Source organism: Gemmatimonadetes bacterium SCN 70-22, assembly GCA_001724275.1.
In the GTDB taxonomy this organism is placed as follows: domain Bacteria; phylum Gemmatimonadota; class Gemmatimonadetes; order Gemmatimonadales; family Gemmatimonadaceae; genus SCN-70-22.
In genome coordinates this window covers 1-24,637 of the sequence record MEDZ01000020.1, presented here as the reverse complement: position 1 = coordinate 24,637, position 24,637 = coordinate 1, and the positions used below count along the sequence as shown (strand labels likewise).

Here is a 24,637-nt window from a genome sequence, read left to right as displayed (position 1 = left end):
CATCCTTACGCACGGCGGTCCTCGCGGCATCTCCGGAGCTCGCCCTCCGCCGGGCCGAGGTCGTCGCGGCGGAGGCGCGGCGAGATGCGCTTGGCTTCTCGCCACAAGCCGCACTCATGCTGGAGGCGGAGGGAGCGCGAAGCGGCCGTCTCGACCGCGGCAACACGCGCCTGGAGGTCTCGCGGGACTTCCTCTCCGCGGCCCGTCGGCGCGGCGAGCGAGCGGTCGGGGAGGCGGAGGTACAGACGGCGCGAGTCGCGCTCGCGGCCAGCGAGCGGCGGACGCTCGCCGAGGTGGCGCGCGCGCTCTACGCCGCCGCCGGCTGGCGTGCGATCGTCCGGCGCCTGGCAGCACAGGACTCGCTACTCGCGTCTGCCGAGGCGTCGGTGCGTGCGCGCTTCACCGTCGGCGAGGCGCGGTACATCGACGTCCTCCGGCTGCGGACGGAGCGACTCCGCGTGCAGAGCGACCGCGCGACGGCCGAGACCGAGATCGAGACGGCCGCGATCACGCTCGTGGGTCTCGCCGGTGGCGACTCCGCAGCGGTTCGCGTCGCGACGTCCGCGGTCGATTCCCTTGGCAGCAGCGCAGCGGGCCTCGGCGCCCTGCTGACCGTCGCATCGCGACTGCCCGAGGCGCCGTCGATCGAGGCGCTCATCGCCACCGCGGCCGACGTACGGCTCGCGGACGCACGGGTCGCGCAGGCTGCGGCCCAGCGCCGACTCCTGCTGACGCAGCAGCGTCCTGCGTTCTCCGCGTCAGCGGGCGTGCAGCGCATCGGCCCAGAGGGCGACACCGGGCCCGGGATCGGGCCCGTTCTGTCGCTGGGCGTCACCCTGCCCTTCACCGCCAGCGGCGCCAATCGCGCGGCCCTTGCCGCCGCGGACCAACAGACCGTCGTCGCGAGCACCGCGCGCCAGGCCGCGGCGCTCAGCGTTCGCTCTGCGCTCGCAGCGGCCCGTGCGCGCTACGAAGCGGCGCGTCGTCGCGCGGCCTCATTCGACGCCACGCTTCTGCGTGCGGCGCGCGAGGAGCGCGAGAGCGCGCTCGCCGCGTATCGCACGTCGGACATCTCCCTGCTCGACCTTCTCGACTTCGAGCGGGCGCTCTCACGCGCCGAGATCGAGCGCACGCGCGCGTCTCTCGACGCGCTCTCGGCCCTGGCTGATCTCCTGTCCGGCGCGCCCTCGTCCGCCGCTACCGCCACCTTCACGACGGAGTCCGGCGCTGGCCGGGTCGCCGATGATCGCTGACACCCACGCCCCGATGCCCGAGCCCATCAGCCGGCCGCGCTGCCGACCCGCCGTCGTCCTCGCCGTTGCCCTCATCCTCGCCACCGCGTGCTCGGGGAGGAACGAGGAGAAGCCCACCACACGGCACGAGGAGACCAAGAGCGCAGGTGCGGCGGTCGCAGCGACCGTCGGAGCCGAGACCGGCGAGAAGCGGGAGGCCGGCGATGCCAAGGCGGGTGAAGGGGCGAAGGAGAGCGCCGCGCGAGTGACGCTCGGCGAGGTCGCGTTCCGCACGGCGGGCATCCTCGTCGAGGCTCCGCGGTCGGAGGCCCTGAGCGCCGCCGGCGGCGGGCTCCAGGTGCCGGGGCAGGTGGAGTTCGACCCCGCCCGCGTCGCCTACGTGTCGCCGCGGACCGGCGGACGACTCGAGCGCCTGCTCGCGGTGCCGGGCGACCGGGTGGGTGCGGGGCAGGTCGTAGCACTCGTGCAGAGCCCCGCGTACGCGACGGCGCAGAACGATGTCTTGCAGGCGCAGCGGCGCCTCGTGCTGCTCCGTGGCACCGCGGACGCCGAGGGCGCGCAGGCCCTGCTCGACGCGGCCCGGCGCCGCCTCGTGCTGCTGGGCGCGAGCGAGACCGCCATCAGACGGCTCGAGTCGGGCGGGGTCCCCGAGGCGCTGCTTCGGATCCCGGCGCCGTTCGCCGGGAGCATCGTGGAGGCGAGCGCGCTCGCGGGCCAGGCGGTCGAGGCGGGGACACCACTCTACAAGATCGCCGACCTCTCCGTCGTCAACGTCGCCGCCGACGTGCCGGAGCGCGCGCTCCCCGCGGTGCACGTTGGCCAGGGCGCCTCGATCCTCGCGGCCGGCGCTCCGCAGGCGCCCTTCGTGGGCCGCGTCACGCGCGTGAGCGACGTGCTCGATCCCGAGCGCCGCACCGCGAAGGCGCTCATCTCGGTGGCGAATACGGGAAGGTCGCTCAAGCCCGGGATGTTCGCCACGGTGCAGCTTCGGGGTGGTGGGGCCACGACCGTGCAGTCGCTCACCGTCCCTTCGAGCGCGATCGTGACCGACGGGCCCGATCGGTACGTGTTCGTCGAAGTGGGCCCCCGCACCTATGAGCGGCGGGCCGTGGAGCTCGCCCCAGGGCTGGCCGGCGCGGGGCCCGCGGGTGGGCGCGTCGCCGTGGTGAGCGGGCTCGGTGCAGACGACCGTTTGGTGGTACGCGGGGCCTTCACCCTCAAGTCCGAGCTCGCCAAGGCGTCGCTCAAGGACGTGGACTGAGACTGCCATGATCGACATGCTCGTCGCGTGGGCCGTGCGTGCCCGCGTTCTCGTCGTCCTGGGGGTGCTCGCGCTGGTCGCCGGCGGCGTGTGGGCATTTCGCACGCTCCGCGTCGATGCGTTCCCCGATCTGACGAACGTGCAGGTGGCCGTGCTCGCGGAGGCGCCCGGCCTCTCGCCGATCGAGGTGGAACGCCTCGTGACCTTCCCGATCGAGGTGGCCGTGAACGGCGTGGCCCACGTCGAGGAGGTCCGCTCCATCTCGAAGTACGGCTTCTCGCAGGTCACGGTCGTCTTCGAGGACGGCACCGACATCTACTTCGCGCGCACCCTGGTGAACGAGCGGCTGCAGTCGATCCGCGATCAGCTGCCGAAAGGCGCGGAGGCTACGCTCGGCCCGATGGCGGGTGCGACGAGCGAGATATACCTCTACACCCTCGAGGACACCCTCCACGGCGCCGCCGCGCACAGCGACAGCGCCCTCATGGCGCTCCGGACGCTGCACGACCGAGTCGTGCGGCCGCAGCTGCGAGGCGTCCCCGGCGTCGTCGAAATCAACACGTTCGGCGGCTTCGTGCGCCAGGCGCAGGTCGTCGTGTCGCCCGACAAGCTTGCGAGCTACGGCCTCTCGATCGGCGACGTCGTCGAAGCCGTCGAGGCGAACAGCCAGGTACCGGCCGGGGCGTACGTCGAGCACGAGACGGAGCAGTACATCCTCCGCGGGCTCGGGCAGGCGGCGAGCCTCGACGACATTCGCCGCTCCGTGATTCGCTCGCGCGGCGGCGTGCCCGTGCTCGTCGGCGACGTGGCCGACGTGCGCTACGGCCCCGAGCTGCGGCAGGGCGCAGTGTCGCGGGACGCGCGGGGCGAGGTGATGAGCGGCATCGTGATGATGCTGCGCGGCGCGAACAGCCGCGACGTCGTGCGGCGCGTGCGCGAGCGCGTCGCGGCGATCAATCACTCGCTCCCGCCGGGACTGGTCCTGGCGCCGTACTACGACCAGACGGACCTCGTCGAGGGCACGCTCACCACGGTCGAGCGCAACCTGCTCGAGGGCGGCTTCCTCGTCATCGCGGTGCTGCTGCTCTTCCTCGGCAACGTCCGCGCAGCGCTCCTCGTCGCCGCCACGATTCCGCTGTCGCTGCTGTTCGCCTTCGTGGGCATGCGCTGGCTCGGCCTGTCCGCCAACCTCATGAGCCTCGGCGCCATCGACTTCGGGATGATCGTCGACGGGGCTGTCGTGATGGCGGAGAACTTCATCCGCAAGCTGCACCCCGACCCGGTGCACGAGGCGCACCCACACGAGAGCGCGGACGCCGAGGCCGCACCGGCGATGCCCCGCGTACTCTCGCGTGAGGAATCCACGGCGCGCATCGTCGCGGCGGCGCGCGAGGTGGGCCGCCCGATCGTCTTCGGCGTGCTCATCATCATGCTCGTCTACGTGCCGATCATGACGCTCGAGGGGCTCGAAGGGCGCATGTTCCGGCCGATGGCGATCACCGTCGCCGTCGCGCTCTTCGGCAGCCTGCTCCTCGCGCTCGTGGCGGTGCCGGCGGCGGCCACGTGGCTCTTCCGCGGCGGCGCCCGCGAGGCGCGGTACGCGGTGGCCCTCGAGCACTGGCTCGACCACCGGTACGCGCGGCTGCTGCGCGGGACCATGCGGCGGCCGGCGGTGGTGGTCGGCGCGGCGGTCGCGCTCTTCGCCGCCAGCATGCTGCTCGTGCCGCGGCTCGGCACCGAGTTCCTCCCGGAGCTCGACGAGGGCTCGATCCTCCTCCAGGCGACGAAGGACCCCAGCATCTCGCTGTCGTACGCGGGCGACGTGCACCGCGAGATCGAGCGGGTCGTCAAGCAGACGCCTGAGGTCACGACCGTCGTCAGTCGCATGGGGCGCGCCGAAGTCGGGAGCGACCCGATGGGCACGAACCAGAGCGACGTGTTCGTGATGCTCAAGCCGCGCGACGAGTGGCGCCGGGGCTTCGACAAGCAGGACATCATCGAGGAGCTCGAGCACCACCTCAACGAGCAGGTGCCGGGAGTCGGCTTCGGCTTCACGCAGCCCGTGAAGATGCGGCTCGACGAGCTCATCTCCGGCGTGCGCAGCGACCTCGCCGTGAAGGTCTTCGGCGACGACCCCGACGTGAACCGCGAGACGGCCGAGCGCGTCGCGGCAGCGATCCGGAAGGTCGCGGGCACGGCCGAGGTGTTCGTGGAGGCGACGACGGGCCAAGGCTACCTCACTGTCCGCATGAACCGCGACGCGATGGCGCGCCAGGGCATCCCGGTCGAAGAGGTGCGACAGGCGCTCGCCATCGCCGTGGGCGGGGAACCCGTAGCGACGATCACCGACGGGAGCGCGGGGACGTACACGCTCGACGCCGCGGTGCTCGTGCCGCCCGAGTACCGCAACACGCCGGAGGGTATCGGCAGCATCACCGTGCCTTCGCCGTCGGGCGCTCGCGTGGCGTTGGCGGAGCTCGCCGACATCCGCATGGAGCCCGGCCCGGTGCAGATCAGCCGCGAGCGGGCGCAGCGCTTGGTCATCGTGCAGGCGAACGTCCGCGGCCGTGACCTTGGGGGCTACGTGGCGGACGTGCAGGCACAGATCGCGAAGGAGGTGCGCCTCCCCCCGGGGGTGTTCCTCACGTACGGTGGCCAGTTCGAGAACCAGCAGCGCGCGATGGGACGGCTCAGGTTCGTGGTGCCGCTCTCGATCGCGCTGATCGCGCTGCTGCTCTACGTCTCGCTCCGGAGCTGGCCGCTCGCGGGACTCGTCCTCGTGAACCTGCCGTTCGCCGCGGTGGGCGGCGTCTTCGCCCTGTTGCTGCGCGGGCTGCACCTGAGCATCTCGGCCGCTGTGGGCTTCATCGCGCTCTTTGGCGTGGCGGTCTTGAACGGACTCGTTCTTCTCTCGACGGTGCAGCGGCTCCGCGCCGAGGGCTCGAGCGTTGATGACGCGGCCGTGGACGGGGCGCGCGCCCGCCTTCGCCCGGTGCTGATGACGGCTCTCGTGGCGTCGATCGGCTTCATCCCGGTGGCGCTGTCGCACGGGACCGGCGCTGAGGTGCAGCGGCCGCTGGCGACGGTGGTGATCGGTGGGCTGGTCACCTCGACGCTCCTCACGCTGCTCGTGCTGCCCACGCTCTACGGTGCCGTCGAGCGGTGGCGCTTGCGCCGTGCGGCACGGACGGCGGCCAGTACCCCGTCCCTGGTCCCAGTTTCCTCGCCCACGCGGTCGGCCGACTCGGCGGTGTGACGGCTTGGTCCCTCTATGAACACGGCCGTGCTGCGCCGCAATTCCCGACTACCATCCCGTTCCGGCCTCCTCGAGGCCACCTGTCGCTGACCGACGTGACATAACCACTCCACCGCCCATCGCAGTGCCCACACCCATCCAACAGCGCCACGCGGAGCCGGAGAGCCGTGGCTTCGCACGTCGCCGGCTGCTCGGGGCCGTACTTGTGACCGGCGCTGCGCTCGCAGTTGCGGGCGTGATCGTCTGGCAGGCGATCGTGTCGGGCGGCCTACCCGACCCGACGGCCCTTGAGACGAGCGCCTCTGCCAAGGTCGTCGACATCGCCGTTCTCGTCTTCCGTGAGGGGCTCGAATCCATTCTGGTGCTGGCTGCCGTGACGGCCGGAATGGTCGGGTCGAAGACGCGCTATCGCCGGCCCGTCACGGTGGGCGTGGGCGCGGGAATCATGGCCACGTTGCTCACCTGGGTGGTGGCGGTGCGAGTCCTCGACAGCCTCCTGACCAACGTCTCGGCGCTGCACCTCCAGGCGATCACCGGGCTCGTCGCCATCGTGGTACTGCTCGTGGTGATGAACTGGTTCTTCCACAGCGTCTACTGGTCGGGCTGGATCTCGATGCACACGACTCGCAAGCGACGGCTGCTCACAGCGGCAGGTGACCCCGAAACGTCTCGAGCACGCCTCCTCTGGGGCATGGGGCTCCTCGGGTTCAGCTCCTTCTACCGCGAGGGTTTCGAGGTCGTTCTCTTCCTGCAGCATTACCGACTTCGCCTCGGCGGCGTGCCGGTTCTGTACGGGGTGCTGCTCGGTACGGGGCTGACTGCGGTCGTCGCGGTACTCACCTTCCTCGCCCATCGAAAGCTGCCCTACAAGAAGATGTTGATCGCCACGGGGCTGCTGCTCGGCGTCGTGCTCCTCGTGATGGTGGGCGAGCAAGCGCAGGAGATGCAGCTCGCGCACTGGCTGTCGACCACCCCGATCCCGGCGCTCGAGCGGGTGCTGCCGGGCTGGATGGGGCTCTGGTTCGGCGTCTCACCGAACGTTGAGACGGTGACGGCGCAGGCCGTCGCAGGCGCGCTGGTGCTCTTGTCCTATGCCGCTGTCGAGCTGCGACTGCTCAGAACGCGGCGTTCAGAGCGCTCGAAGTAGTCGCCGCCGAACCGCGCGGCGGCGAGCTACGGCTCTTTGTTCAGCCACGAGACCCAGCATGGGCGACACCTTGCGTGCCGAATCCGACGATTGCTCTGACGCCAGATTGGGCCGGAGCCTCCTGAAGCGATACACTCGGAGCCAGGAGGTGGCCCCGCAAGCGGCGCCGCGCACTGCCTGGTCGAGGGCACACGCCCTTCCGACGCCGGGGACACACGGCGCGTGGCCCGGAGTGCGACCAACCCGGCGTGTTCAGCCGCCCGTTAGAGCATCATGAGTTCCCGGGGAGCAGTCTCCGCAGCCCAGCCGGCGCGCACACGGTTCACCAGTGCAGCGAGGTCGGAGTGGCCGTCGGCCCTCGCGAGAACCTCGAGCGACCGGAGGGCCATGTACTCGGCGGGCCGAAGCTCTGTGGCTAGTGTACCTACGGGGCGTCGAGCCAGCCCGATGACGGCCGCCTCGAACGCAGCAGGTGCCGGACGCCGCGTCGTAGCCGCGCGACTGCCCCTGGCCCGCGCGAGTGTCGTCATCGCCCCTTCGAGGAACGACACCAGCGCATCACGCGACAGCGTGTCATCGAGCAGGCCCAGCGCGGCCAACACGCCGGGCAGGGTCCCACCGGTGGCGGGCACGCCGTCATCGACGCGGCTGAGGGCATGGATGAGGAGCTCGGCATCCCGCAGCGCCCCCAGCACCAGCCGGCCCCTACGCGCCCATGGCGCCAGACGGGACGTCCCTGGCGCGTACGCGCCGAGGCAGTAGCAAGCGAAATCCACCCGGTCGAGGAAGATGCGAGCCCGACCCGCCGAACTTGACGCGGGCACGCGAACGACGCGGACCGTCGGCAGCCGTGACCTGAGGGCACGGGGCGATGACAAGGACATGACGCCGAGCGCCTCGAGCTGACGGTAGGCGTCGCTCAGGTCGAGCAGCAGCCCATCGGTCGCCCTGGCCGGTAGACTGCCAACCGATGGAGCGAGGTGTCCTTCCGGGAGCACCAGCCTCTGGGCACGCTCGAGGCCCGCCAGAAGATCGCGGGCCCGGTCGCGCTCAGCCGGGAGGAGCCACGTCCGGGCGATTGCATCATCCAGATCACGCGCCCGGATCTTCAGGTCAAGTGCAAGTTGCGCGGCTCTGGCATTGACGACGACTGATGGAACCGTGTCAGGCAGCAGTCTCGCCGCGAGGAGCTCCCGCCGCACGCGCGACAGCCAAGGCTCCGCGGCCGCCTCGCAAGCCTCGATGAACCGAACGAACCAGTCGGCGCCCTCCCGCCCCCGACGAGGGATCCCGTCGTCTCCTGAGGAGTGGGAGGCGAGATCGTACCAAACCGGGCCGCCGAGCGACGTCAGGCGCACCAGGTCGCCCGGACGCGCCGCGTCGGAGGGCCGCGATAGGGCATGCAGCGCATCTGCGAGGGCACGCCGACTTCGGGGCCCAAGGCCCGGACAGTCGGAACGCGCTGCCCAGATCTGCGCGAAGTCCACTGGACGCGCCTCGAGCGCGGCGCGCTCCCTCTCGGACGCTCCCCGCGTAGCGGCACGTGCCTTCGCCGCGAGGACCAGCGTTCGCACGTCGGAGCTGCGGCTCACGAAGTCGACGTCCGGACCGCGATGCGAGAGAAGGCGCTTGGGCGCGCAGGTCGCGAGCGTCGTGGGTGCGGAGCGTCCATCGCTGCCCGGCCCGTCCCGGGTGAATTCGTGCGCCGCGCCCGGGGGCGGCACGACGCACCACCAGACGCGCACACTGGCTCCGTGTCGCAGCACCCGCGCCCGATGTAGGTCGCCTCTCGACTCGAGTGCGAGTACGGCATTGGCCCAGAAGGTTCGGGGCAGCTTGCCCTCGGCCTTCAGGCGCGAACAGCCGAACCGGCGCAGGGCGGTGGTCGTGAAGGGACGCGCCCCCGACCGCCTCGACAGCGTCCTCGCGACGTCAAGGACGACATCGAGCACGCGCTGCTCGTCGCGTGCTACCTCGCGTCGGAGCCCTGGAAGGGTGTAGTAGTTCCGCCCCCGGCGCTCCCGACTCTTGTTACGACGCGTGATCACCACGACGCGACCATGGCGGATCAGGTGCGCCAAGCTGTTGGACAGATTTGACGGCTCGAGCGGCGCGAGGTCGGGTGCCGCTCGCAGCGTGGCCCGCACGCGCTCGAAGGTCACCGCGCCCCGGGCGCGCGACGCTGCCCGCCGGACCGCCTCAACCGTTGCGTCGAGGCGTCCCAGCGGCCTTGGCGAGTCAGCACGCCGGCGAGAACGCACCCGGTCGGCTACGCGCCGCTTCTCAGCAGCGCCTTGTGCAGCTGGCTGGTCTGCAGGTTGTCGTACTTCATCCGCTTGAGCTGCTGCGCGGCGTCGCTGCTCCTCGGCGTCCCCGCATCGTCGAGCACCTGGCTGCCGGCGGCGGGGCCATTCTTCGTGGTGACCGGAGTCGCTCCAGCGGGCGCCCCGTCTTCTCCGTGTTCGTCGTCGTCTCCCCTACCCGTGAGGAAGGAGGTGTAGGTCTCGAGGACCAGCTCCAGCATGGTGAGATCGGGCCGGACGCCGTTGAACTGCGCGAAGGCGTCGAGTCGCGAGAGCACCTCGCTCATCGGACCCGGGAGGCCGTCGGTCACCTCCAGTAGGCGGACCACCAGCTCTCGGTCGTCTGAGATAGAGAGCTCCAGATCCTCGAGGCCCACGCCCGCTCGACGGACCGCCTCAGCACATGCCTCAACCTTCTTGTACTTGTCCAAGCTGAGATAGCTGCCGCTCATGGCGCTCCGCACGTGCGGCAGGGACCGGAACAGATGCGTGGGGGCGATGTGGCTCGCGAGAATGACCGCCATGCGCGGCGGCGCAGCGTTGAACTCGTCGTACTCCAGCGGCACGTGGCTCGCGGTCGCATCGGTGGCGCGCAGGAACTCGGCCACGAAGGGCATCGCCTTCTTCTCGAGGTGGTGCACGTGGTCGATGATGAGGCCCACGACGCCCATCGAGCGCATCGCGACGAGGCACTGCGAGAGCAGGCGGTCCGTCGCCCGCTTGCTCACCTCGGACGTCGAGAGCGAGGCACGCGCCGCGTTGGCCAGGGTGTCCAGGAACCCTCGCGGAGACGAGGTCCCGTAGGGCACGGCGACGTAGAGCAACCGCTCGGGGCGCCCGGTCATCACCGCCTCGAAGTTGAAGGTGTTGGCGTAGTCGTGCAGGAACGTCGACACGCCGACGGCGAGTTGGCGGCCGTGCACGAACAGCCGACGCCGGTCCGCCACCGTCTGGCGCATCATCCCCACCAGTCCCTTGAACCGCGACTCAGGGTAGAAATGCAGGACATCTCGCTGGGTCACCCGCCCCGGCGCGAGGGCGCTCTTACCCCGATGGAGCTGCGAGGAGATGCCCTCGATGCCCGTCGCGGTGTGCTGCGGCCGCAGGGCTTCGTTGGCCGTGGGCATGCTGCGCCGTCCGCGGCTCGCGGGCGCGATCCCCTTCGCGCGCGGCCGCTCGCCCTCCACCGGCGCGGAGAGGGGCGGCATGGGGGCGCCGGTGATGAGGGCGAGCATCGCCTGCGAGTGCGGGGCGTTGTCGAGGTTCTGGGACATCGGTGTGACTCGGTGTGGTGGACGGATATGATGCGTGGCTTCTCTCGGACGGCGGGATGCGACCCTAGTCCTCGTCGAAGGGCGAGCGATACACCGGGCGCGTCGACACCTCGGGAGCAGAGTTCAACGCGTTATTCGGCTGCGGGGGCGTCGGTGCCGCGGGAGAGGTGGCGTCGGCCCCGGTGTCTCCGCTGGGGAGCATGCCGACGGAGGGCGCGTCGCCCGCGCCGAGTACGGGCGGCGGACTCTCGAGGCCCGACGCCGCTCCAGCGACCGCCATCTCCGTAGCGATCATCCGCGCGGTGGCGCGGGCCTTTCCCCGGCGGGCTGCCCTGTCGGCAGCGTGAGCGCGCTCCGTACGTCTGGCTTCCTGCTCCAGGCGGTACTGCGCCCGGGCCTCCATCCGCTCGCGCAGTACCGGCGGCGGATTCTTGGCATCGTACCAGTCGGCCACGCCGTGGAAGACCAGCTTGCCCTTGTCGGCGTCGTCAGGGCGCTGGAAGTAGACCACCTGCCACAGCCAGGGATCGTACGCGATCCAGACCGTGCGCTTCAGCATGATCTCCTCGAGTCCGGGCCCGTAGTAATGGTGACCGTTGACGCTGATGCCGTGGTCCTGGCGCTTGACCTGGCAGTGCAGCATCAGCGGCATCACCACATCGGCGCCGACACCGATGTCGAGGTGCGTGATGGCATACCGCTGCCGGATCGCCTCGTCGTAGTGCTCCTGCGGGCGCCGCTTGGTGGTGCCGTGCACCTGCCTGTTGATCAACCGGTCCACGAGGTCCCAGACCATCTTCTGCACCTCGCTCAGCGGCAGCAGCGTCTCGAGCGGGGCGCGCATGCCTCCCAACTCGCCACCATAGAAGCCCGGAAGGCCCGCACCCTGGATGAGCGCCTTGATGGTGCGGAATACGCGCTCCACCTTGCCGCGCCCCCGGGGGTTGTACGGCTTGGAGAAGACGTGCGCGATGCCAGCGAAGTGCAGCGCCTCCCTGAGCGCCTTGTTCCGGAACTCGCTGCCGTTATCGGTATAGAGCCGGTCCGGGCGGCCGAACCGCATCATGGCCTCGCGCAGGACGAGCAGCATCTCCCGGGCACCGACTGGTTTCGACCAGAGCCGGAGCGCCAGCACGCGCCGCGTGCACGCGTCGAGGATCACCGTGAGGTAGCAGCCGTCGGAGCGCTCCCATCGGACGTCTCCGAACTCGTTCGTATGCACCTCGAGAAAGTCGAGCTGGAAGTCCTCCGCGTAGTCGGACTTCGGCAGATCCGGGTCTTCCAGCTGCACCAGACGCTCCTCCGCCGAGAGCGTTGAGAAGCGCAGCCAGGAGTTGTCCATGACCCACTCTTCGTTCGCATGCTGTACCTCGCGGAGCGGATGGACTGAGAAGAGCGCTCTGCAGCTCTCCTCGTCGCCCCGCAGCTCGGCCCGGAACCGATCGCCGAGGCTCTGGATGATTTGTTGCACCTTGCGTGCGGAGACCTGGACGCCTTGGTCGCTGAGCTTCTGCGCCACCTGTGCCCCGGAGAGCCGCCACTTCGGCGTCCGCTGCCGGTCGTCCAGCAACTCGATGATCTTCTCGCGGAGCGCCTTCTCGCGCTCCTCGCGCTCGGGGGCGCCGCGGCGCGCGGGGTACTCGTGCTCAAGGACCTCACGCGCGGGACGCGGTGGACGATTCTGCGCCCGGTCCTCCGCGTGGGCAGCGAGGACCATCTTGCGCCAGTAGCGAAGCGTGCGACCCGCGATGGCGGAGTAGCGATCGCACGCGTCGGAGTCGAGCCCCTCTGCGGTAATTCCGAGCTGGGTCCCCCTCCCCGCAATGAGGTCGCGCCACCCCTGCGCGAGCTCGTCGGCAGTCACCGGACGCGGGTGCGTGGGATGCTGCAGCTTCTGCAGCAGCGGCATGAGGAGCCGCTCACGCACGAAGGCGTCCTGCAGGCGCTTCGGCGACTTGCCCTCGCGGTAGCCGGTGAGCGCCCCGAGTACCGGGTACTTGTGGGACGATTCGCCCTCGACCAACGCCCAGCGCTCGTGTCCACCAGGCACCGGCGTCAGGGCGGCCTCGGGACGGACCGACGCCGCGGCAACGGCCATGCCCAGGTCCGCGGCGAACGGATGCGCCGGCGCGACAGGCACGTCGCTCGACTTGTCTTCAAGGCGAGCCTTCCGGGGCCGACCAGGGCCGCGCTTTACCGCCACCGCTGCCGCCGATGCCGGAGCAGGAGCCGGCAGGGTTGACGCGGGCGCCGGCGCGACGTCGTACGAGACGCCCGCGGCGTCGAGCAGGCCCTGAATCCTCATCAACTCCGCGAGACATCGCGCGGTGCGCTGGCGCGCGTCCTGGACGGCACGCGCATCGTCCCAGCCGAGCGGCGACTCCGCCGTCGCGCTCCCGCGCCGGGCCGTCCGGTGGTGTGTCGACGACGACGCCTTGAGCACGTGCTGGAGGATCGTCGACATGTACGTGGCATCGAGCAGTCCGCGCGCGTTGGCGATCCCGGCGACACGCGACAGTTCGGCCCCGGCTGCATCCAGGATGGCGAGGACGCGCATGTACTCCCCGGTCACCGGAGACACGGTGTGGGGAGCGACAGGCACGAGGGGGAAGGTGATGGAGGACGTCATGGTACTGCGGGCTCGCCGAATCTCGGAGTCTGGGTAAAGGGCGGGCTGTGGATGCTTTTCACTTGCGTTTGCGGATGAAATCGCATGCGCACCCGCCACGAACACAGAGTGCTGGACTAGCGACGGCACCCTGCCAGTCGGTCGCATTGTTGCTGAACAGCAATACCGCCGTCCTACATAGGGCATCCAGTGACAGCTAATACCTTGTGCCCGCGCCACTTGCAGTCGACGAGCTGCGATCTGCCTGCCCCACCCTATTGCCTCGGCATCCCAATACCTTCCCTGCCATGTTCCGTATCGCGCGCTATCACTCCATCGAGGTCAGCCTCGACCGGTCCGGATCTGGCCCGACCACGCCAGGGCGGCGGCGATGGGTCGGCGCGCTCTCCCCGGAGGCGCTGGCGCACTTGACGAGGGTTCCCGAGAACCCCGCTCCAGAGACGGGGGTGCTCCTGCGGTGGCAGCTCGCCTATGGGCCGGCCCTCTTCGACGCCGGCTTTTTCGAGCTCTTGCGCCGGGCCGGGGTGCTGTCGGAACGGGTCACGCTGGTGGTGGAGTGCGCTGGGCCCACGTCGCCGCACGTCAGCCGCGGTGCGCCGCTCCGCCCGGGAGCGTCGGCGGCGCCATCGCCTCCCGACCCGCGCGCGCTCCTCGATGACCTCGCGCTCCGGCTTGAGCGCGCTTGGGAGGCCGAATGGCTGGACGTGCCGGCGGCCTCGCGCCCGGCGTTCGTACTCGTACGGCCGGATGGAGCTGTCGCGCTGGGAGCGACGTTGCCGGAGGGGCTCCGGCCGATCACCGGCGTGCTCTCTCGGCACCGGCTCTTCACGGCGGCAGAGGTACGAGCCGTGTTCGAGGCGCGCTCGGAGGTGGCGCCTGAGGCGTCGCAGGTCTCGCACGCGCTCGCCCGCCTGCGCGCGCAGGGGCTTGCGCACCTCGCCGCCGCATCGGTCGCCGGCAAGTACCGGCACACCTCCTCGCGGAAGTCGGAACCGTTCAAGGTGCACGTGAGCGCCGTCACCGAGGCGGAGCGCCGCGCCTGGGCCAACTGGGAACGGGCGGGCGTTGCCTCGTTGGGCCCGGTCCCCATTCCGTCGTCGTCGGAGCAGCTGTCCGACGCCGAGCGTGTGACGCGACGGGCCATGCGCTGGTCGGAGCTGGCCGAGCGGCTCCGCGCCCGCGGTCTGCGCACGGTGCTTCCGGCCTCGCGGTCTGGTGGCGCCATAGGCACAGGCTGAGTGCCGCCGAGGATCGCGGCCTGCATCGCGAGCTGCCCGAGTAGCTCCTTCGACGCGTGGGTCAAGAGACTGTAGAGGGCGGACGGGAGCACGTCCCGCACGTGGACGAAGCCGGACGCGCTCATCCCGGGTCCTCGGCGCTGCCCTTCTTCTGGTGCAGGGTTTCGATCCCCGCCGCCCACGCACGCTGCACCCGGGCCACGCCCATCGGGTCGATGCGGCGGCAGTACACCGCAGGGTGGGGCATCCGGATCTGCCCGCAGTAGCAGGGCCCCCCTTGGTGTTCCGGGATGGTCCGCTCGCGGAGCTCCTCCTGCGTCACGAAGACCACGCGGAAGCACCAGCCACCGAACGGGGTGGGCTCGAGTGGCTGCTGGGGATCGGCTGGACGCAGGAGACCTTCGCTCTCGCGAATCAGGAGATACTGGCGACCTGGCGCCAGGAATCGGAGCTCGGGCTCGCCCCCGTGCCCGTCGGGCCACGCGAGCCGCAGGTCGTAGAGGACTCCGTCCCAGCGGAAGAGGGCGACGGAGTAGTTCTGCCGCGCGTGCAGCGTCCTCATGAGCCCTCCGGAGGGCGGCGGTGGGATGAGCGGTCGTGAAGTCGTGGTACCAGGCGCACCACCGCGTACTCGCGTACGCGGGCGTCGGTGTCGGCCAGGCACTGCTCCACGAAGTCCAAGGACGGATCCCGTCGGATCGCCACGGCGAGCACGACGGCCATCGCTGAGGCCAGCGTGTGGGCGATGTCGTCCTCCGGCTCCACGCCCGCCGAGAGAAGCACTCGACGCGCGACGGTGAGGTGTGCGGGGCCGTGAAGGGCCTGCTCGAGCGGGTTGCCTGGGAACGTGAGCACGCCGAGGCACCGCACCGGGGCGCTGTCGCCGACCGCCTCGCTCAGGAGGCACGAGACCGGAATCCAGGCAAGCGCCCGGAGTTCGGCCAGCGCGGGATGGTGGTTCGGTAGGTCGAACCACGGATGGCCGTGCGGCACGCGCACGAAGCCGAGCCGGATCGGCGCACCTCCGCCGCCGTTACGAAAGACGCCGGAGAGGACGCCGCACTCCAGTCCGGCGGCAGTCCAGCGGCGCGTGAGCCGCCACGGGTGCTGCGGATCGATGGGGACCGGTGGCTCCAGGGTGACCCGGGGCATCGGGATTCCTGGACCTGACCCGCCGCCGGGACTGGTTGTGTTCGCCATGTTGCCATAATTGGCAACATAGTGCGTTAGCGCAAGGATTTCCTTGCAACTACCTTCCGCCCTGGCACCCCATCCCGAATCGTTCGATGCGTCGACGCTCCTCCCCGCCCCCTGCCAATCTCCCTCCCAGCGCGCGACGCGTCTACGCCGTACGTCGGGCGATGGCGACGCGCGAGGAGGACATCACCGACGAGGAGTTCGGCGCGATCGTCGGTGCGGCGGAAGGCCGGGCCCCCTGGGCGCGCCACGTCGTCTCGCGCTGGCTTGCGGGTAAGCGCGTCCCGCGGAGGGGCACTCGCGCCGCCATGGCCGGGTTGGTCGGGATGACCCTCGACGAGTTCGATGGGTGGAATCCTGGCGGAGAGCCGGGTGCGGAGGGTCCGCCGGAAGGCGCCGCGTCCAACGGCACATGGCTGACGCCGCGCCTGCGCCGTCAGCTGGACATTCACCTGAACGCCCTCCGCCGAGACGGGGCGGCTCCCGCAGAGCTCTGGGCGGCGGAGCAACTGCTCACCCACCACGCCATCGTGACGTTGTCGGGGGCCGGTCCTGCCGACGGCGCCCCTCGGCCCCCGAGCTCCCACAGGGGTGCGCGGCGCCCCCGCCGAGGGATCCCGGCGGCCAGAGTGCTCGAGCTATGGGCGGCGCTCGCTGAGGTACTGCGCCGACACATCGTCGCCCCGGACAGCCGGGGTCGCTAGGCAGCAGCGAAGGGGCGAACGCGCCACTCCCTTCGTGCGGTCGCCGCTCGGCATTGTTCCGACGTTGGCAGAGCGGTCGCCCTCCCGAAGCGATTGGGCGTCGCGACCCGAGCACTTGCGCTCCAGCTTGTTGCCATCGCCTTCAGCAGATCGGAGATGACGGCGGACCCGTGTCGGTGTGCGCGGCCTCTCGCATCTCCTACTGCGCGCTGTCGTAGTTCGAGCGACTGACCCTTTCGACTCGTCGCTTACCCCAAGCCAGCCGTTCGGCGAAGCGGTGTGGTCATGAGGCAGAGGTTGGCCTGGCTTGGATCCCTTTCTCCGTCTACTGCCCAAAGATGGCTTACCCATTGGCCCATGGAGCGAGTCGCTGCCCGGTGCCGCTCTATTGGCGGCATAGGCTTCCATACGACCTAGCAGCTATGGATTCGGATGGATGCCTATATTCAAGCGCGACAACGGGTTATGGAATAGCAAGCCCGGGCCCCAGTGAATCATAGCGTTCCATAGGAGGAATTGGCTATATTCACCTATGAACGGCTAGGAGCCCGAACTATGGACCCGCGGAAGAACCCCTTCACCCCCGGCGCCGGCTTCCATCCACCCGAGCTGGCTGGTCGGTCCGGTGCGATCAGCGATGCCGCCATGGCACTCGCTCAGGTCAAAGCCGGGCGCCCAGCGCAAGGTACCGTGGTATACGGGCTCCGAGGAGTAGGAAAGACTGTTCTGCTCAACGTGGTGGAGGAGAAGGCGAGACAGGAAGGGTTCCATGTGATCGCCTTTGAGGCCACGGATCGGATGAGCCTCGGAGAGGCGCTCGTTCCGGAACTCCAGCACCTCCTCGCCAAGCTCAGCACTGTCGAGAAGGCGAAGCAGCTTGCGCTCTCGGCACTCAACGCCCTCCGTGGCTTCGCCTCGGCCTTCAGCGTCGAGGTTCACGGCGCCAAGTTCGAGGTAAAGGGTCGAGCCGAGGATGACATCGTTTCCTCGAACGTCGAGATTCAACTCCGATCCCTGCTGGAGGACGTCGGCGAGGCGGCGAAGGCGGCCGAGCAGCCCGTCGCACTCCTGATCGACGAACTGCAATACCTCCAGTTGCGCGAGGCCGGCCGCGAGTTTGGCGCGCTACTCGCCGCTGTTCATCGTGTCGGACAGCGCCGCCTCCCGATCATCATGTTCGGCGCCGCCCTACCGCAGGTGCTCGGCCAAGCAACGAAGCAGAAGTCGTACGCTGAACGCATCTTCCGCTTCACAAAGGTTGGGGCGCTCGACGCCAAGGCGGCAGCCGAGGCGATTCGAAAGCCGATCACCGCACAGGGGGAGGCGATCGAAGACGACGCGCTCGAGAGGATCTTCGCCCTGACGAAGGGCTACCCCTACTTCCTCCAGGAGTATGGATTGCAGACCTGGCTCGCCGCCCCGCAGTCGCCGATCACGGTGATCGACGTCGAGCGCGCGCACGCGGCGGCAACGGCGGCGCTCGACCAGAGCTTCTTCGAGGCTCGGATGCAGCGGGTAACCGCACGCGAGCGCGACTACTTGGTCGCCATGGCCGGTCTGGGCGAGGGACCGTACGCGACCAGCGCCGTCGCCACGGTGCTCGGGGCCGAGAACACGACGCCGGTTACGCCGATCAGGGACACGCTCGTGAAGAAGGGGATGATCTGGGCACCCCGGCGGGGGTTCGTTGAGTTCACCGTGCCAATGTTCGACCACTTCCTTCGCCGTCGGGGCGATGCGCTTCCCCTTCATGAAGATGATGAAGAAGGCTCGGCATGAGTTGATGTCCGCGAGACGCGGGACGTCCTTGCCCGCTCACACACCGTCCCGTATGGGTCGCGGGCCCGTGATGGGACAGTGCTTGGCGAAACTGTCCTGACGCCAGCGGACGAAATTCGCCGGGGAGTCTTCACCACCGTCGACGGATTGAATTCGCTGCGCGGAATCTCTGGCGCCATTGGGCGACTGCCGATCTCAATGCTCTGTCGCCACTTGCAGTCGCCGCCCCGGGCCGCGCGCCATCGCGGGCCTGGCAGGATGCCCAGCGCGTGCAGCGAATTCCATCTGCAACGTCCGTCCCTTTTCGCGATACCCAAGGCACGAGCGGGGGGATGGCGACCGTCGCCATCCCCCGCGCAAGTTGTTCATCCACTTCAGGCTAGCCCGTCATCGCGGGCGTTGATTCGGCACGCGGACAAGTTTCACGTGCGCGCCGGACGACATTGAGGTGCGCGCGCGGATAAAAGAGCGTGCGCCCCTGCGTCTTCTCCTACTGCACCGCGTTGATCATGTCGAAGATCGGCAGGTACATCGCCACCACCATCCCGCCGACCACCACCCCCAGGAACACGATCATCACCGGCTCCAGGAGCGCCAACAACCCGCTCACCGCCGCGTCCACTTCCTCGTCATAGAAGTCCGCGATCTTGCTCAGCATCTCGTCCAGACCGCCCGTCTGCTCGCCGACCGCGATCATCGAGATCACCATCGGCGGGAAGACGGCCGACTTCTGCAGCGGGGCGGCGATGGTGTCGCCGCCGGCGATCGAGGCGCGCGACTGCATGATGGCGTCCTGGATCACCCGGTTCCCCGCCGTCTTGGCGGTGATCTCCAGACCGTCGAGAATGCTGACGCCCGACGAGATCAGCGTCCCCAACGTCCGGGTGAAGCGCGACACGGCCGATTTGCGCAGCACGTCGCCGAGCACGGGGAAGCGCAGCATCGCCCGGTCGATGGTCAGCTTGCCGCTCGAGGTGGCGTAATAGCGCTTGCCGAGGAAGGCGATGCCGCCGATGGCCATGATGATGGCCCACCAATACCCCTTGAGGAACTGCGACATCCCGATCACGACCCGCGTGGGGAGCGGGAGCGGGAGCCCCACCGAGGCGAACATCGACTCGAAGACGGGGATGACGAAGATGAGGAGGACGGTGATGGCGATGGCGGCCACGCTCATGATGACGCCGGGGTAGATCATCGCCCCCTTCACCTTGCGGATCAGGGCGTCGTTCTTCTCCATGAACGTCGCCAGGCGCATCAGGATGGTATCGAGGATACCACCCGCCTCGCCGGCGGCGACCATGTTCACGTAGAGTTCGCTGAACGCATTCGGGTGCTTGGCCAGCGCGTCGGCCACCGTGTGCCCCGACTCGACGTCGAAGACCACGGCGCGCGTGACGTCGGCCAGCACCTTGTTCTCGGTCTGCCGCGCCAGGATGTCCAGTGCCTGCACCAGCGGCAGGCCGGCGTTGATCATCGTCGAGAACTGCCGCGTGAAGATGACGATGTCACGCATCTTGATGGAGCCCCTCGCCTTCTTGGGCTTCGCATCCTCGTCGACCTTGACGACCGACAGGCGCTGCCGGCGGAGTTGCGCGACGACGTCCTCGCGCGACGGCGCCTCGATGGTCGCGGTCTTCAGCTCGCCGTTGGCGGCACGCGCGGTGTAGGTAAATGCAGGCATGATTCGAACGGACGGGAGACGGGAGACGGGAGTCGGGGCGTTACCGCTTGCCGGCGGCGGCGAAGCCGCGGGGCTTGCCGTCGCCCGGCTGGTCGTCCAGCGGCGAACGGCCGATCATCCGGAGGAACTCGTTGGGATCGCTCGAGGTGCGGAGACATTCCTCCTCGGTCACCTCGCGCGCCACGTACAACTGGTACAGGGCGTCGTTCAGCGTCTGCATCCCGTACTTCTTCCCCGACTGCATCAGCGAGTAGATCTGGTGCACCTTGTCGTCACGGATGAGCGCCCGCATGGCCGGCGTGATGACGAGGATCTCGGCCGCCATCACGCGCCCCTTCCCCCGCGCGCGCGGGAGCAGCGTCTGCGTCACGATCCCCTCCAGCACGAAGGCGAGCTGCGCGCGCACCTGCGACTGCTGGTGGCTGGGGAAGACGTCGATGATGCGGTTGATGGCCTCGGCGGCCGAGTTGGTGTGCAGCGTGGCGAAGACCAGGTGCCCGGTCTCGGCGATGGTGAGCGCCGACTGGATGGTCTCCAGGTCGCGCATTTCGCCCACCAGGATCACGTCGGGATCCTCGCGCAGCGCATACTTGAGCGCGTTGGCGAAGGTCTTGGTGTCGGTCCCGACCTCGCGCTGGTTGACGATGCACCCCTGGTGCCGGTGGATGAACTCGATGGGGTCTTCCACCGTGATGATGTGCCCCTTCCGCTCACGGTTGATCTTGTCGATCATGGCCGCCAGCGTCGTCGACTTCCCCGACCCCGTGGGGCCGGTGACGAGGACGAGCCCGCGCGGCTTGTCGGACATCCGGGCGATGACGGGGGGGAGGCCGAGGTCGGAGAACGACTTGATGGTGAACGGGATCTGCCGGATCACCATGGAGACGCACCCCCGCTGCTTGAAGCAGTTGCCACGGAAGCGCGCCAGGTTCTGGATCCCGAACGAGAAGTCGAGCTCGTCCTCCATCTCGAAGCGCTTCTTCTGGTTCTCGGTCAGCACCGAGTAGGCCAGCTGCAGCGTGTCCTTGGGGGTGAGGACGTATTCGGCGTTCGAGTTCACGATGTCGCCGTCGACGCGCAGCTTGGCGCGCTCGCCGGCCGTCACGTGCAGGTCCGACGCCTCCCGCTCGATCATCTCCTCGAGCAGCGCGCGAAGGTTGACGCTGGGTGCTGCGGCGGGGCGAGTCATGCGGAGAGACGGGAGACGGGAGACGGCCGGCGGGAGTGCGCGCCGCTTCGCGACGCGCGGGCGACGGCGCTGCGCGCGTCGCACTTCAGGGTAGACGGGCGGCCGCGCCCCCGCGTCACTGTGTGAGCACGACCACACGAGAAGTGCGAGATGCATCCCCTCGAAGCCATCCCGATGCGCCTGTGAGTCTCATCATGCAGCATAGAACCCCCGTCTCCCGTCTCCCGTCTGCCGTCTCGCCAGACCGCGGCTACACCGCGGTCTCGCGAATCACCTGCTCCAGCGTCGTGATCCCCTTCAGCACCTTGAGCCAGCCATCCATGCGCAGGGTCAGCATCCCCTCCTCGATGGCGGCGTCGCGGATCTCCTGGGCGCCGACATTCATCAGGATGAGCTTGCGCAGGTGGGGGGTCATGAACATGACCTCGTAGAGCCCCTGTCGCCCCTTGAGCCCCGTGCCGTTACAGTCGTCGCACCCCCGCCCCTTGAAGAAGGCGAGGTCGCCGATGGTCGAGTCGAGCCCGAGATCCGCGATGTGCGACGCCGCCTCCGGGAGGGCGCGCGCCTTGGCATTCTCCAGCGCCTCCTCGGTGAAGCGCAGCTCGCGGAACGTGGTCGAGGCCTTCACCTTCGCTCCCGCCAGCTCCACCTCGTCGGGCGTGTAGCGCGTGCGGCAGCGCGGACAGATGCGCCTGACGAGCCGCTGCGCCAGCACCAGGTTGAGCGCGCTCGCCACGTTGAACGGCTCGAGCCCCATGTCGAGGAGTCGCGTCACCGTCTCCGGCGCCGAGTTGGTGTGCAAGGTCGACAGCACCAGGTGCCCCGTCAGCGCCGCCTTGATGGCGATGCCGCCGGTCTCCAGGTCGCGGATCTCGCCGACCATGATGATGTTCGGGTCCTGCCGCAGGAACGCCTTCAGCGCCGCGGCAAAGCTCATCCCGATCTCGTTGCGCACCTGCACCTGGTTGATCCCGAACAGGTTGTACTCGACGGGATCCTCGGCGGTCATGATGTTGACGTCGATGTTGTTCACCTTCGACAAGGCGGAGTACAACGTCGTCGTCTTCCCCGACCCCGTCGGCCCGGTGACCAGCACCATCCCGTACGGGTTCGAGACCGCCTCCATCAGCTCCCGCTCGGCCCTCGGCTCGATGCCGAACTTCTCCAGGTCGAGCGTCAGGTTCCCCTTGTCGAGGATGCGCAGCACCACCTTCTCGCCGAAGAGCGTGGGGAGGGTCGACACGCGGTAGTCGATGACCTTGTTCCCCATCTTCAGCTTGATGCGCCCGTCCTGCGGGACGCGCCGCTCGGCGATGTTGAGCTGCGCCATGATCTTGAAGCGCGAAATGAGCGCCGCCTTGAGCTTCATGGGCGGCTTCATCACCTCGAGCAGGGCGCCGTCGATGCGGTAGCGCACCCGCAGCTCGTGCTCGAAACACTCGAAATGGATGTCGGAGGCGCCGCGCTTGACCGCGTCGGTCAGGATCGCGTTGATCAGCTTGACGACCGGCGCGTCGTCGACGGCGGCGGCGAGCGCCGCGGCCGAGACATCCTCTTCCTCGTCCTCGACGACCTCGACGTCGCCCTCCAGCCCCGCAATGTCCTGCAGGAGCGACGACATCGCCGCGTCACCCGAGTCGTACTGCTTCTCGATGACGCTGCGCAGTGTCACCTCACCCGCCAGGACGGGGAAGATGTCGTAGCGGGTGATGAACTTGAGGTCTTCGAGGATTCCGAGGTTGGTGGGATCGGCGATGGCCACCGTGAGCGTGCGCCCCTCGCGACGAAGCGGGAGGACGACGTGCTTGGTGGCGATCTCGGCGGGGACGAGCCTCAGGATCTTCTGGTCGACCTCGAACTTCGACAGGTCGACGGCCGGCATCCGCGAGTGGCGCGCGATGAGCTTGGTGATGTCCAGCTCGTCGATCGCCCCAAGCTTGATGAGATTGTAGGCGACGCCCATCCCGTTGGACTTCCCCTCGCGAACGGCACGCTCGACCTGCTCGCGGGTGACGTGCCCGTCACGGACGAGGAGGTCCTGGATGCGTTCGACGACTGGGGCGGTGGGCGCGGCCATTCTCCTGATTTTCGGCGAGGAACGCTCCGCCTCGAGGGTGCCGGGGCAGAGCATCTCAGGGACGCCCCGTCCCCCCGAAGGTCACGCGTCCCTCGAGTAGCCTGGCCGTCGCCGGACCCACCCCCCGAACCCGCTGCAACCCCTCCAAGCTCCGGAAGGGACCGCGCGCCTTCCGATCTTCCACGATACGCCTGGCAAGCGCGGGACCGATTCGAGGGAGTCGTTCGAGCTCTGGTTCGGAGGCAACGTCCACATCGACTATTGTCTGGGAGCGCGCTCGGTCACGCACGCCCCGTGCATCAGACTCGACCGATCGGACAGTTCCCATCCCGTCGCCGACGAGCTCCCCTGACCGTCCGGTTGATGCGAGATATTTCGCCAGCACGTTGGGCGGAATCGCTCCGACCGGGGTTCGTTCTGACCGGACCGCGTCTGCTGAACGGCCCATCGGAGGCTTGGCGGCGGGGCGCTGGCGCGGCGATGGCGTGGTGCGCGCCGAAGCTCGCCTGGTCCGGGCGGCACCGGTGGCGTCGGCGGCGCCCGTGCTTTGCCTGTCTCCCTGGGCAGCACCTCGCGCCGCACGGCCGCGCGTCGCCAGCGCCGCGCGCTCGACGCGTGCCAGCTGTCGGTCCAGCGCGTCCTGGTGCACGGGGGCGACCGTAGACCTCTCCCACCGGTCGCGCAGGAACCGCCCGCCCACACCGAGGACGACGACGAGCGCTAGGAGGAGGGGGGCGCGGTTGGCGGGAGAGGGCATGCCACATGATGGGCACCCCCTCGCCGGCCAGCGTCACCGATTCGTTGCAGGGCGTAGCGGAACGACGCGGAGGCGACCGCGCAACGGAGCCGCACCGTGTTCAGCGCTTGGCGTTCCCTCCGCCCCCGCGTACCGCCTCGCCTTACCGTCGCAACAGCTCGTACGCCACGTCGCCCACGATCTTGAGCGAGGCGGCCGACACCTTGTCGATGGTGTCGTCGGGGGTGTGGTGCCAGGGGTAGTCGAGGTCGATCACGTCGATGACCCGAAGCCCGGCCTGGAGCAGGGGGATGTGGTCATCGGTGATGGCGAGCCCCTGTGCCGGGACGAAGGTGCTCCCGTAACCGAGTCGCTGGGCCGTTTCCCAGACGAGGGAGACGACCTCGGGGGCGTCGCGGAGCGAGTTGGCCTCCTGCTCGAACCTGAGGTCGCGGTCGCCGACCATGTCCCACAGCACGCCGAAGAGCGGCTGGTAGTTCGGGACGACCGGGTGCTTCGCGAAGTGCGCCGCCCCGAGGAGGACGTCGACGTCCGGGGGGCCGAACTCGCCGTAGTCCTCGCCATCGACGAAGAGGAAGTCGACGCCGATGCGCGGCGGCGCCCCCTTGAGGACGTCGCCTAACGCGATGAGCATCGCCGTCCCGCTGGCGCCGTCGTTGGCCCCCGGGACGGGGAGGAGGCGCCGGGCGCTGTCGCCGGCGCTCTCCGAGCGGGGGCGCGAGTCCCAGTGCGTCACGTAGAGGACGCGCTCCGTGGCGCCCGGGTTGAAGCGCGCGAAGATGTTGCGGAGGGGGAGCGTGCGCCCGTCGGCGGTGCGATGCTCCCACCGTTGCTCGATGACCGTGTCGGCCCGCTCACGCATCGACGTCGCGATCCAGTCGCCGGCGGC

At 69.2% G+C, this 24,637-nt stretch carries 16 protein-coding genes; 7 read left to right on the top strand and 9 right to left on the bottom strand.

What is annotated here, in order from left to right; translation table 11 throughout:
* Nucleotides 1-116: 116 nt before the first annotated feature.
* The 4 genes from ABS52_11125 (at nucleotide 117) to ABS52_11110 (ending at nucleotide 6,917) form a co-directional block, all read left to right on the top strand.
* Complete coding sequence (locus ABS52_11125) at nucleotides 117-1,253, top strand: hypothetical protein (protein ID ODT02986.1); 1,137 nt, start codon at nucleotides 117-119, stop codon at nucleotides 1,251-1,253.
* Nucleotides 1,243-2,514: a hypothetical protein gene (locus tag ABS52_11120; GenBank protein ID ODT02985.1), complete on the top strand. Its 1,272-nt coding sequence runs from the start codon at nucleotides 1,243-1,245 to the stop codon at nucleotides 2,512-2,514. Before ABS52_11125 ends, ABS52_11120 begins: the two co-directional genes overlap by 11 nt.
* Nucleotides 2,515-2,521: 7 nt before the next feature.
* Entirely contained in the window at nucleotides 2,522-5,770 is a 3,249-nt protein-coding gene (locus ABS52_11115; protein ID ODT02984.1) for a hypothetical protein, read from the top strand.
* Between the two features lie 187 nt (nucleotides 5,771-5,957).
* On the top strand, nucleotides 5,958-6,917 hold the full coding sequence (locus ABS52_11110) for an iron permease (GenBank protein ID ODT03036.1): 960 nt from the start codon (nucleotides 5,958-5,960) through the stop codon (nucleotides 6,915-6,917).
* Between the two features lie 263 nt (nucleotides 6,918-7,180).
* Here ABS52_11110 and ABS52_11105 read toward each other — a convergent pair whose 3' ends face one another.
* From ABS52_11105 to ABS52_11095, 3 genes are all read right to left on the bottom strand, one after another.
* On the bottom strand, nucleotides 7,181-8,275 hold the full coding sequence (locus ABS52_11105) for a hypothetical protein (protein ODT02983.1): 1,095 nt from the start codon (nucleotides 8,273-8,275) through the stop codon (nucleotides 7,181-7,183).
* Nucleotides 8,276-9,186: 911 nt separating this feature from the next.
* On the bottom strand, nucleotides 9,187-10,494 hold the full coding sequence (locus ABS52_11100) for a hypothetical protein (GenBank protein ID ODT02982.1): 1,308 nt from the start codon (nucleotides 10,492-10,494) through the stop codon (nucleotides 9,187-9,189).
* Between the two features lie 64 nt (nucleotides 10,495-10,558).
* Nucleotides 10,559-13,066 (bottom strand): hypothetical protein, encoded by a 2,508-nt coding sequence (locus ABS52_11095; protein ODT02981.1) that lies wholly within the window; start codon nucleotides 13,064-13,066, stop codon nucleotides 10,559-10,561.
* Nucleotides 13,067-13,410: 344 nt separating this feature from the next.
* Between ABS52_11095 and ABS52_11090 the strand changes: the two genes are divergently transcribed.
* A complete protein-coding gene (locus tag ABS52_11090; protein ODT02980.1) occupies nucleotides 13,411-14,361 on the top strand; it encodes a hypothetical protein in 951 nt (316 codons plus the stop codon).
* Between the two features lie 121 nt (nucleotides 14,362-14,482).
* Here ABS52_11090 and ABS52_11085 read toward each other — a convergent pair whose 3' ends face one another.
* Together ABS52_11085 and ABS52_11080 are read right to left on the bottom strand one after the other, a co-directional pair.
* The gene (locus ABS52_11085; GenBank protein ID ODT02979.1) at nucleotides 14,483-14,923 is read right to left on the bottom strand and encodes a hypothetical protein; all 441 of its coding nucleotides are present in this window, start codon (nucleotides 14,921-14,923) and stop codon (nucleotides 14,483-14,485) included.
* Nucleotides 14,920-15,513 carry a hypothetical protein gene (locus ABS52_11080; GenBank protein ID ODT02978.1) on the bottom strand — a complete coding sequence of 198 codons (594 nt, stop codon included), beginning with the start codon at nucleotides 15,511-15,513 and terminating at the stop codon, nucleotides 14,920-14,922. The genes ABS52_11085 and ABS52_11080 overlap by 4 nt, the downstream gene beginning before the upstream one ends.
* A 209-nt stretch (nucleotides 15,514-15,722) precedes the next feature.
* On the opposite strand from ABS52_11080, the gene ABS52_11075 reads away from it, so the two are divergent.
* Together ABS52_11075 and ABS52_11070 are read left to right on the top strand one after the other, a co-directional pair.
* Complete coding sequence (locus ABS52_11075) at nucleotides 15,723-16,262, top strand: hypothetical protein (GenBank protein ODT02977.1); 540 nt, start codon at nucleotides 15,723-15,725, stop codon at nucleotides 16,260-16,262.
* Between the two features lie 555 nt (nucleotides 16,263-16,817).
* Entirely contained in the window at nucleotides 16,818-18,041 is a 1,224-nt protein-coding gene (locus ABS52_11070) for a hypothetical protein (protein ODT02976.1), read from the top strand.
* A 490-nt stretch (nucleotides 18,042-18,531) separates the two neighbouring features.
* Here ABS52_11070 and ABS52_11065 read toward each other — a convergent pair whose 3' ends face one another.
* The 4 genes from ABS52_11065 to ABS52_11050 form a co-directional block, all read right to left on the bottom strand.
* Nucleotides 18,532-19,725, bottom strand: coding sequence for a pilus assembly protein PilC (locus tag ABS52_11065; protein ID ODT02975.1), 1,194 nt, complete (start codon nucleotides 19,723-19,725; stop codon nucleotides 18,532-18,534).
* Nucleotides 19,726-19,765: 40 nt separating this feature from the next.
* Nucleotides 19,766-20,914, bottom strand: coding sequence for a type IV pili twitching motility protein PilT (locus ABS52_11060; protein ID ODT02974.1), 1,149 nt, complete (start codon nucleotides 20,912-20,914; stop codon nucleotides 19,766-19,768).
* A 250-nt stretch (nucleotides 20,915-21,164) separates the two neighbouring features.
* The gene (locus ABS52_11055) at nucleotides 21,165-23,045 is read right to left on the bottom strand and encodes a type II secretion system protein GspE (protein ID ODT02973.1); all 1,881 of its coding nucleotides are present in this window, start codon (nucleotides 23,043-23,045) and stop codon (nucleotides 21,165-21,167) included.
* 845 nt (nucleotides 23,046-23,890) lie between these two features.
* On the bottom strand, nucleotides 23,891-24,637 hold a 747-nt coding region (locus ABS52_11050), incomplete at its 5' end, for a hypothetical protein (GenBank protein ID ODT02972.1).